Here is a 9881-nt window from a genome sequence, read left to right as displayed (position 1 = left end):
GTACTCTCCTCCTCACTCGATAATCATCGCAATGTGGCGACGGCGACGGGCAGGACTCATGGTGAGAATATCCTGGCTGGACCAACCGTATGCGGACGCGAGCAAATGCACATCCCAAAGCTGTTTCTCAACACTGGCAGAGAGCTGTGCCCAGAACTGGCTGGCAATATCAAATTGATGCAAGGTTTCCGCACCGCACTCCGGACAAGCCGAATTTAGTGACACAATAGAAAGAGGCTCACAGGCCAGCATTTGCTGTTCAATCTGTTCGAACAGCACCTCCCAGGCACCTTCAGCATTCTCCTTCTCAGCCAGAGAAGCGCGGATTTGTTGGAAACCTTCGGGGTCGATCACTCGCTGTGCGAATTGAAACATCATGGCTTCGCTGCTATCCAGCATGCTTAAATCCGCAATACGAGGAAGACGAAACTGACAAGGGATCCCTTCAAGATCCACGTCGTGATAAGCCGGGAGGTACGCATCCGTATCCAGAGAAGCCTTCACCGCATTCCACGCGCTGGAGAGTTCTGGTGAGGCGGTACTCAGGATTTGCGAGACAGTAAATGAGAGTTTGGTTTTCTCTCCACAGGCACTGCAAGCCGCTTCTACTTCGATGGCATCACCAAACTGGCGCTGGTATGCAAGCATCAATAAATGATCACGGCCTGCAACCGTCCAATCAGGCAATAAAGGCTTCAGCGAATCAGGCACAAACGCCCCCGCCAGTACTGCCGCTCGCTCCTGCGCTCGACTTGCAGAAGCCGCTTCCCAGACTTCCACCTGACGATTATCATTCAATGCCTGCAATACCATTCCCATCAGCGTCTACTCACTGTTCCGGATGAACGAAACTTGGCTCTTGCGCTGGCGTCACCGTCATACGCTCCCAGCCTTCGTTTTCGATTTTGATGGACTGAATCATGAACGCTGAACTGGAAGCATCGAGTCCAGGCAGGGCTTTGTACTCCGATACCCAGCAACGATAAATGCTGTAACTCAGCACCTTCTGGCCAGCTTCATTCATCACTTCCAGAATCAGGTTTTTGTGGAGATCTGCCAGCGATACTTCACCGCCTGGCTCAGTGCCGATTCGCCAAACCTTATTCGCCCACTGTTCGAATTGCAGATTTTCCGTCACACCCCTTTCCAGAGTGATGGCTTCAAATTTCACCTGCCCTGGCGACTTGCGCGTGTGGGATGGATCGCCGCCTGCACGGTATTCATTGACCTCCACCGTGCGGCTGAGACCAGAAACTTTCTGCACCGCCGCCAACACTTCACCACCAGCTTCCTTGATGATGAATTTGTACCCGGGATACGGCACAACCCGTTGACCGTTCACGTTGAGCTGAGACATAACGCCCCCTCGCTACATGTCCATAGAATTCATTGAAGTCGCCGATGACCAACGCCATCGGCGGGAGAGTTTAGCTTCCACTGTTGTTCATCAGTTGCAGACTGACGACGACAAATTCCGCAGGCTTGAGGGGCGCAAAGCCCACCAGTACATTGACGATACCGGCGTCGATATCGGCTTGTGTGGTCGTTTCGGCATCACACTTCACCAGATAAGCCTGTTCCGGCGCACTGCCCTGAAACGCCCCCTGACGGAATAGCCCCTGCATAAAGCTGGTAACGGCAATGCCAATTTCCGACCACAAAGGTTCGTCATTCGGCATAAACAGCGACCATTGCAGACCGCGGAAAAGGGATTCTTCGATGAAAAGCGCAGTACGGCGAACAGGAACATACGTCCACTCTGAGGCCAGCTCGTTGGCACCTCGCAGAGTTCGAGCCCCCCAAACGATATTGCCGCTGATGCCGCCATTTCGCAGGCAATTCAAACCAATGGGGTTGAGCTGTCCGATCTCATTGTTGGTGAGGTTGTGGTTGAAACTAATCACATTGCGAAGGCTGGCAGTGATGCCTGCTGCTGCCGTCCAAATTCCCGCTTCCGAATCACGACGAGCATATACACCGGCGACAGTACCGCTTGGCGCTATGGTCCGTAAACGGTTGTCGTTATTCGGATCAGGCACCTGAACGCGAGGATAGTAAGCAGCTGTGTTACGGTGACGCAGACCTGCTCCTGCCACCTCATCCAGCCATTCAATGGCTTCTTCAGCGCTATTCACATTCTCTGGCGGATCAATCAGCATGAATGCACGTTGCTCTTCACAGTAAGCAATCGCTGGGCTAATTACGCTCGACATATCCGCGACATTACCGCTGTTCAGATCTGACGCTTCCGGTATCAGCAGCAGATTGAAAATATCAACATCCTCCAGCGCGTATATACCGGTTCTGGCATTGCGGTTACCACGGAATTGCGCGGCTTGTTGCGCGATGGAAAGCAGAGAAAGGTCTTCTGCTGCGCCCTCAGTCGACGCGCTTTGGAATCCCGCTGGTGCTGCTGTGTTCATCGCGTACTGCTGGACGTTCGCCCTTGCACCTGCGCCTACCAGACCCATCACGGTACCGAAGTCACCGGCCGATTCGGCAATCGAGATAACCTGTCCGGCCCGATATTGCGTGCTGTTTCTGCCGCTGAAAATCGCCAATCTGTCACCCCGAACCACCACCAAGCATTGCGCCCAAAGTGGGTCGGAAGGTCGCGTATCACGAATAGCGTTTTGCAGCATCAGCGCCGCGCCTGCTGGGGTAGTAGGTGGTGTGGTGGCATCAACATCTACGTTGTGGACACCGTTCCCGAGATCAATTTGCAGCGTATTGTTGGCAGCCACTCCAGCGTATTGCAGTGGATCCTGCACATCGGAATAGAAACCGCTTGGTGCGGGCATGTCTGTCCCGACAAAATTAGGGATTTGAACCAGCACAGAGTCATCATTCACCACGTTTTGCACGAAGCGTGTGTTGGTCGAGACCATCGAGACATTGCGATAAGTTTCATTACGAACGGGGACTTCAATGCCATCGACATGTCTGATCTCGGTAACGGATAGATTGAAAAGTGAAGCCGGATCAGACGTCATGTAGTCGATATCAATGCGGATGTGATTGTTCCAGCCACCGGGGTCGGTCACCGATTGTCCCTGGAACTGGCGTCCGGCGTTAAACACCAATGTCGTACCACCATTCCAGCTTTGAACGGATGCACTGCCGTTTGTCCCACCTCCGATACGTACCGCGATAGATTCGCCGCCGCCATTTGTAAAAAATTGCGACACTGAATAGCTAACTTCGCTGTCGGTGTGAACGCCCCCCAAATGGGTGTCAAAATCTCCGACATGGAACATACGAACCGGTGTGTTCAAAGGTCCTCGGGAAAAGCGACCGACAAACGCAGCGATAGATGTCGCAGCACCACTTATTGAGCGGCTGCCGCTGGGAATTTCCTGGATGTAAACGCCGGGATATGTCAGTGCAACGGGCATGAGTGACCTCCTCAACCATGACAGAAATCGATTTAACTGGCGTTGGGAGCGGCACAGTGGTCTGACAGATCCCCGACTAAAAATGACTAAATCATCGTACGGAAGATATGCCACTACAGACACAGTATCAGTGCTGCAATACACAAAGGATGATGGCTAACTATCAAAGTTTGGCGTGTCGCAAAAGCAAGAGTCAGACAGTCTTAGCAGGCAAGCGATGAAAAAAGCACGAGTGTTCTAACGTCTAACTTTCAGTGCATTAGAAACAATGTAATCGTTCTTACAACTTGACAGTAATTTTCATTGAAAAATATGTATTTCTTTCTTGAATGGTATGATTTTCCATACATAGACAGAAATTAGCTGGATGGGTTGAGAGGTTATAGTGGTGAGTTAATCGACGGAATCCATCATCAAGATAGATAGCAAAGAGAAGTAAAGGGCGGCTTTTTGTGAACCGCCCTTGAGGTATCACTTACTCACAAAAGCGTGGATATAATCGATTTGAGGCTGTTTGGTGAACGCGCCCGGACGAAGCGCCTGAACGTCACGAATAATATCTTCCAGCTCCCAACCGCGCTCTAGCAATAAGTGCGCAGCCAGCAAACCGGTGCGGCCTGAACCACCCATGCAGTGCATGACAACCTTGTCACCGTTTGCGATCGCTTCATGCAATTCAGATTGGCTCGCTTCCCACTTCGCCATGAACGTCGCGTCTGGTGCTTCATCGTCCTCAATAACGATGTGGAACCACTCCATACCGAGTTCCTGAACCAGTTCACCCAGTTGTTCAACGCCTTTGGATACCATTTCTTCTTCGTTAATCGCAGTTACAACTGCCGTCGCACCCTGCGCTTTGAGCTGCTGAAGGCTCTCCAACAACGAAATCTCTTTGGTTCCCGGGCAAGGGGTCAAAATTAATGCGCCAGACTCTACCGGCAATTCCCAAGTTGGATGTGTCATCCGAATCTCCCTAATTTTATTTTTCGGTGCAGGATCTTGGGGATGAATTATGACAGTGAGATGACAGTCATCCTATGACTTTGATTAGCGAAACGACACTTTATTGAGATCAAAGCCAATGTTCCTAACCGCGGAGTCTAGCGCTTTTGACAGTGCATTCACCAAGGCCTGATACCCTTCGTCTTCCAGGGGTTCCTGCGCATAGAAAGTTCGGGACTCAATCACATCTCCATCGGCTCCCAATAAGACCCAATCACCCGCCACGGTGGCATTGCCCAAATAGTCTCCATCAAAGCGATTGATGTTTACCTGAAGTCTGGGCATTTCCACACTATTCAATGATGCATTTGGGTACATAGGCCAATAATCTGTCTGATACGTTCGCAGTTGGTTGACCAAACGCTCAGTCACTTGCTGCGACAGGCTTTCTCCCCAAAGGTTGTTTTGGGCAATAACAATCTCAGTGTCGGAGGTTTGGTACGCAATCCCCTCGCCCGCCAAATACCCAGCCACTTTCACAGTTTGGATCAACAATATTGGCTGACTTTTCCTCAATGCAGCATCTGAGGATTTTGCTTTTGGAAGCAGATAGGTTTTGGTCGCTAAATCCGGTGTGCTGCTGCACCCTGCCAACAAAGCGGCGAAAAGCAATCCAAGCAAAGGCTTCTTCATTAGCGGTCTCCTTTCACTGGAATAGGATCAGAAAGTTGGCTTTCACCGAATATCAGAGAATCTGGCTTCTGATTAAGCTTTTTCATTAGCGGGCTGAATCCGTCCATCGCGTCATTAAAACCTGTCAGCGCTTCCTGAAGTTTCTGATAAGACTCTGAATCCGGGTTGAAGCCGCGTAAGGTTCGCTGAAGTTCTTCCAACGTTTCTCTCAATTCTTGAGGGAGGTTTTGGGCTCCGTCCTGAGCAAGCAAGCCATCTAGACGCTGAATCAATCCATCCAGCTCTTTACCCGCGGAATTTAGGGTTGCCATCGTTTCCTGGGAAGCATCCAACGTTTCTTCAAGAGAGGTCAACACACCTTCAACAGGAAGCTTGTTAATCTTGTTAAGAATGCTGCCAATCTGACGTTGAAATTGAGCGAAACCACCAGATACGGAAGGGAAAAAGTCATACCCGCGATAGCTTGTTAAAAACTCACTGTTGGCCTCATCAGGGAAAAAGTCGGTGTCGATATAAAGCGCACCGGTTAACAAGTTCCCGGTTTTCAATGTTGCGCGAAGCCCATGCTTAAACTCGGCGGCAAACGCTTCTTTCAACTCAGACGGCGTGATTTCCACGTCCGGTTCAAGAATGCGCTCGATCTCGATGTGAATAAGCACAGGAATTTGCTTGGAAGCAAAGCCCCGCTTTTTATCCGTAAGATGGAGCGGCACCTTTTTCACTGTGCCGATTCGGACACCTCTATACTCCACAGGTGCGCCTGGGTTCAATCCGCGGACGGATTCGCTGAACAGCAACGCGTATTCCAGATAGTTGTCGAACATCTGATCCTGAACCTGCTTTAGATCATCATAGAGCTTAAATAGCGTCATTTGTTCCGTAATGGGATACCCTTTCGCTTGTCCATCCGGCACACCAAAACTCACGCCACCGCTCACAAGAGATTCAAGCGAAGCAATCTGCACCGCAAAACCTTGGGCATTGAGGCGAATATCCAGCCCGGACGTTAGCCAGAAACGGGTTTCACTCTGAATTAATGCATCGTAAGGCTGGAAAATGAAAAGCTGGTATGTCGCCTTTTCTTTCTCCAAATCAAAGCCGACCCGTTCAACGCGACCAACGGTGTAACCTTCGAAAAGCACAGGGTCCCCCACCGAGAGCTTCCCGGCTTTTGGCGAAGTCAGCACAAGTCGAAGCCCTTTTGCATCGGGCGGTGCAATGGGAGGCACTTCAAGCACAGTAAACGTATCCTGAGATTCTTTTGACACACCCGGCCGCAGCGCAATATATGCCCCTGAAAGCAAAGTACTGAGTCCTGAAACCCCTTCCTTACCAATGCGCGGTTTCACCACCCAGAATGTGGCATCTTCCCGAAGCATACGATCCGCGGTCTTATCCATCCTTGCTTTAACGACAATGGCGGAATAATCACTATTGAGCTGAACATCTGTGACTACGCCGACTTTGACATCACGGGCACGGATTTCGGTTTTGCCCGCTTCTAAGCCATCTGCCGTTTGAACGTGCAAAGTGATTAAGGTGCCTTGGTTACTCTCGTATTGGTAAAACATCCAAATACCCACAGCAAGAGACACTATCGGCAGAATCCAAACCGCAGAAAAGGAACGTCCTTTTTTCACTTTCGCGGTGACTTGTTCTTCATCACTCATACGTTGTTATCTCTTGTTTTTCGTTGTTATACAGCGTCATTTAAGACTGGTGATGTGCTTGCTGCGTCACGATGTTTAAGCGGTCCCCAGAAAACACGGGGGTCAAAAATCAATGCGGCACACATAGTGAAAAACACCACCAGCGCAAAATAGAATGCTGCGGGCCCAGGGCTAATGCTCATCAGCCCTTTGAGATTGACCAAGGCGGAAAGAATGGCGACCACAAAGACATCAATCATTGACCATCGACCAATGAGTTCAGTAAAGCGGTAGTATTTGAGCTTTTTTAGTGCGTCACTGTCTTCTGCCACACCGCTATTCGCAGCTCTCAGCAGCCATACCATGATCAGCATTTTGGTCATGGGCACGAATACGCTGGCAATAAAGATGATGGCGGCGATGGGGTAAGACCCCAGATTCCAAAGCAGGACAACGCCATCCATGATGGTAGAACGTTCAATGCTTCCAAGGCTGGCGGTGTACATCATCGGATAGAGATTCGCTGGCACATAGAAAATGACGGCGCTAACCAGAAAAGACCACGACCAGCCTACATTCATGGCTGGATTATAGGGATGAAGTCGACTGTCGCAGCGCTGACAATGTTTGTGCTGAGGTTCGTTGATTTGTTGGCAGACACGACAGCCAATGTGATTTCCTGAGAGGTGGGTATCACCCGGTTTAACGTCTCTACTCGTATAGGTTGGAAACAGGTTTTCCCACAGCCATTCTTTATCAATCGCCCGGGAGAAAAACACGACCAGCGTACTGTAAGCACAGTAAGTCCAGAAAGCGGTACCCAGCTCCACGTCTGCCAATGAGGCAATCTTCACCAGACTGACAATCACGCCAACCAGGAAGATATCTACCAGCAACCAAATCTCTGCGCGAAATACCAAGCGGCTAAGTTGTTTTAACAGTGAAGGTGGCGTATTCACTTCCCTACCCTTAGAAGATTTGTTCGCCACATGAAAAAGGAACATCACAAGACTGATGTATATAGCAGGCAAAACAATAATAGTGATGAGCAACATAGCGGCGAGCGCGTTGTTGTCGAAAGTATGAAAGACCTCCAGCGCATCCAACAATGAAATCTTGTTGCTGATCCCACTGGCACTGAATGACATAAAAGGAAAAACACAACTGAGCAGCAGCATGACAAGGCAGGAAGTACCGTATGCCTGCACTTTGGAAGCACTGTTTTCGACCTGTCTCACCAGTGTATGCCCGCATCGAGGGCAACTCGCTTTACTGCTGCCTTCCATATGAGGAATGGCAGAAACTAATCCACATTCATTGCATGCGATAAGTAAATGGGAAGGTTTCTGCATAGGATAGATCCGAATGGATATTCAACTGAGTATATCTAGCGCACTGATCATCAACGTCTTATCCTTGAAGCAGTGCCTGTATTTATGATTGATGTTTGGCGTAAATCGTCACATACATATACCCCCATCCAGCCATTTTCAGATATTCATTGCCCTATCCAAGGTAAAAGCGCAGAATAGCGCCCCTTTGTCCCAGTCTTCGGCACACTTGCCGACCGAGCCCGTTTTTGGGCACTCACTTACCGAGAAGTTAATTTATGGGTTTTACCGATCTAGGTCTTTCTGCGCCAATCCTTCGTGCTATTCAGGAAAAAGGTTACGACACACCATCTCCTATTCAGGCTCAGGCAATCCCTGCTGTCCTGGAAGGGAAGGACGTCATGGCCGCTGCGCAGACAGGTACAGGTAAAACCGCGGGTTTCGTTCTGCCGATCCTTGAGCGTTTGAGCGAAGGTTCGCGTACGCGTCCGAATCACATTCGTGCACTGATCCTGACCCCAACCCGCGAGTTGGCGGCACAGATACACGAAAATGCAGTGGTTTATAGCCGCCACCTTCGCCTGCGCTCCAGCGTGGTTTTCGGCGGCGTGAAGATTAACCCTCAAATGATGAACCTTCGCAAAGGTACGGATATTCTGGTGGCGACTCCTGGCCGCCTGCTGGACCTTTATCAGCAAAACGCGGTGAAATTCTCGCAGCTTGAAGTGCTTGTATTGGATGAAGCAGACCGCATGCTGGATATGGGCTTCTTCCGCGACATCAAAAAGATCCTCGATCTGCTGCCGAAGAACAGACAGAACCTGCTTTTCTCTGCAACGTTTTCTGATGAAATCCGCGACCTGGCGAAAGGCTTGGTTAACAACCCTGTGGAGATTTCTGTAACGCCAGCGAATTCAACAGCTCGCACCGTTGAGCAATGGATCTACCCAGCGGACAAGAAAAAGAAACCAGCCATGCTGGCAAAGCTGATTAAAGATGGCGACTGGAAACAGGTACTGGTATTCACCCGCACCAAGCACGGCGCCAACAAGCTTTCCCACTTCCTGAACGATGAGGGCATCACTGCTGCGCCTATTCACGGAAACAAGAGCCAAAGCGCCCGTACTAAAGCGCTGGCTGACTTTAAATCCGGTGACGTTCGCGTGCTGGTTGCTACTGACATTGCAGCCCGTGGTATCGACATTCCACAACTGCCACAAGTGGTGAACTTTGAAATTCCACATGTGGCTGAAGACTATGTTCACCGCATCGGTCGTACTGGTCGCGCAGGTGAACCCGGCAAAGCAGTTTCACTGGTGTGTGCGGACGACGCAGATGATCTGTTTGGTATAGAGCGTTTGATTCAACACCTGTTACGCCGTGAGGAACTGGAAGGTTTCAAACCAACCAATGCACTGCCAGAGAAGGCGCTGGATACTCGCCCCATCAAAGCAAAGAAACCGAAAAAGCCTAAAAAACCAAAAGCTCAAAACGGAGAGGCAAAAGCAGCACCTAAATCAGGTGTGACAAAAGCCAACAACGGTCAGCCAAACACTGACAAAGCGCCACAGAAGAAAAAGCCGTATAAAGGTAAGCCTCGTAATGGCGGACAGCAGGGCCAAAAGCCAGCGGGTAACAATACTGGCAATCGCACGAACAACGGTGAAGGTAAGCCGCGCCGCGCTGGCAATGGCAATGGCAATGGCAATGCAAGCCAACCAAACTCAAACAAGGCTAAGCCGAATAATCGCAAACCCAACAATTCACGTCGTAAGCCAAGCGGCGACGGGGTGAAAGTTAGTTGGAGCAACTACTAATTCCTCCTCATACAAGCCGACAACAGCAACGATGCTCTCGTATTTGGTCCGTCG

The 9881-nt window shown here is 50.2% G+C and carries 8 protein-coding genes; 1 reads left to right on the top strand and 7 read right to left on the bottom strand.

Annotated features, from left to right (window positions below; genetic code table 11):
• Positions 1–12: 12 nt before the first annotated feature.
• The 7 genes from K6Q96_RS19560 to K6Q96_RS19530 all read right to left on the bottom strand — a co-directional run bounded on the left by K6Q96_RS19560 (position 13) and on the right by K6Q96_RS19530 (position 8031).
• Positions 13–819, bottom strand: coding sequence for a T4 family baseplate hub assembly chaperone (locus K6Q96_RS19560; protein ID WP_251882099.1), 807 nt, complete (start codon positions 817–819; stop codon positions 13–15).
• 10 nt (positions 820–829) lie between these two features.
• Positions 830–1357 (bottom strand): phage tail protein, encoded by a 528-nt coding sequence (locus K6Q96_RS19555; RefSeq protein ID WP_002538811.1) that lies wholly within the window; start codon positions 1355–1357, stop codon positions 830–832.
• 70 nt (positions 1358–1427) lie between these two features.
• Positions 1428–3395, bottom strand: coding sequence for a phage tail sheath family protein (locus tag K6Q96_RS19550; RefSeq protein ID WP_251882097.1), 1968 nt, complete (start codon positions 3393–3395; stop codon positions 1428–1430).
• A 471-nt stretch (positions 3396–3866) separates the two neighbouring features.
• Entirely contained in the window at positions 3867–4358 is a 492-nt protein-coding gene (locus tag K6Q96_RS19545; protein ID WP_251882095.1) for a cyclin-dependent kinase inhibitor 3 family protein, read from the bottom strand.
• Between the two features lie 84 nt (positions 4359–4442).
• Positions 4443–5030 (bottom strand): PqiC family protein, encoded by a 588-nt coding sequence (locus K6Q96_RS19540; RefSeq protein WP_251882094.1) that lies wholly within the window; start codon positions 5028–5030, stop codon positions 4443–4445.
• Entirely contained in the window at positions 5030–6700 is a 1671-nt protein-coding gene (pqiB, locus tag K6Q96_RS19535; RefSeq protein ID WP_251882093.1) for an intermembrane transport protein PqiB, read from the bottom strand. Before pqiB ends, K6Q96_RS19540 begins: the two co-directional genes overlap by 1 nt.
• A 26-nt stretch (positions 6701–6726) precedes the next feature.
• Positions 6727–8031, bottom strand: a complete 1305-nt coding sequence (locus K6Q96_RS19530; protein WP_251882092.1) for a paraquat-inducible protein A — start codon at positions 8029–8031, stop codon at positions 6727–6729.
• 257 nt (positions 8032–8288) lie between these two features.
• Between K6Q96_RS19530 and K6Q96_RS19525 the strand changes: the two genes are divergently transcribed.
• Positions 8289–9827 (top strand): DEAD/DEAH box helicase, encoded by a 1539-nt coding sequence (locus K6Q96_RS19525; protein WP_251882090.1) that lies wholly within the window; start codon positions 8289–8291, stop codon positions 9825–9827.
• The last annotated feature ends 54 nt before the right edge of the window (positions 9828–9881 follow it).

The sequence above is a fragment of the Grimontia kaedaensis genome, from assembly GCF_023746615.1.
Classification (GTDB): domain Bacteria; phylum Pseudomonadota; class Gammaproteobacteria; order Enterobacterales; family Vibrionaceae; genus Enterovibrio; species Enterovibrio kaedaensis.
The sequence above is the reverse complement of the archived record's forward strand: the minus strand, read 5'-3'. Positions and strand labels throughout refer to the sequence as shown.

Bases quoted from the DNA above. Each gene is read 5' to 3' on its own strand.
- K6Q96_RS19560 (WP_251882099.1), bottom strand. From the start codon at position 819: ATGGGAATGGTATTGCAGGCATTGAATGATAATCGTCAGGTGGAAGTC.
- K6Q96_RS19555 (WP_002538811.1), bottom strand. From the start codon at position 1,357: ATGTCTCAGCTCAACGTGAACGGTCAACGGGTTGTGCCGTATCCCGGG.
- K6Q96_RS19550 (WP_251882097.1), bottom strand. From the start codon at position 3,395: ATGCCCGTTGCACTGACATATCCCGGCGTTTACATCCAGGAAATTCCC.
- K6Q96_RS19545 (WP_251882095.1), bottom strand. From the start codon at position 4,358: ATGACACATCCAACTTGGGAATTGCCGGTAGAGTCTGGCGCATTAATT.
- K6Q96_RS19540 (WP_251882094.1), bottom strand. From the start codon at position 5,030: ATGAAGAAGCCTTTGCTTGGATTGCTTTTCGCCGCTTTGTTGGCAGGG.
- pqiB (WP_251882093.1), bottom strand. From the start codon at position 6,700: ATGAGTGATGAAGAACAAGTCACCGCGAAAGTGAAAAAAGGACGTTCC.
- K6Q96_RS19530 (WP_251882092.1), bottom strand. From the start codon at position 8,031: ATGCAGAAACCTTCCCATTTACTTATCGCATGCAATGAATGTGGATTA.
- K6Q96_RS19525 (WP_251882090.1), top strand. From the start codon at position 8,289: ATGGGTTTTACCGATCTAGGTCTTTCTGCGCCAATCCTTCGTGCTATT.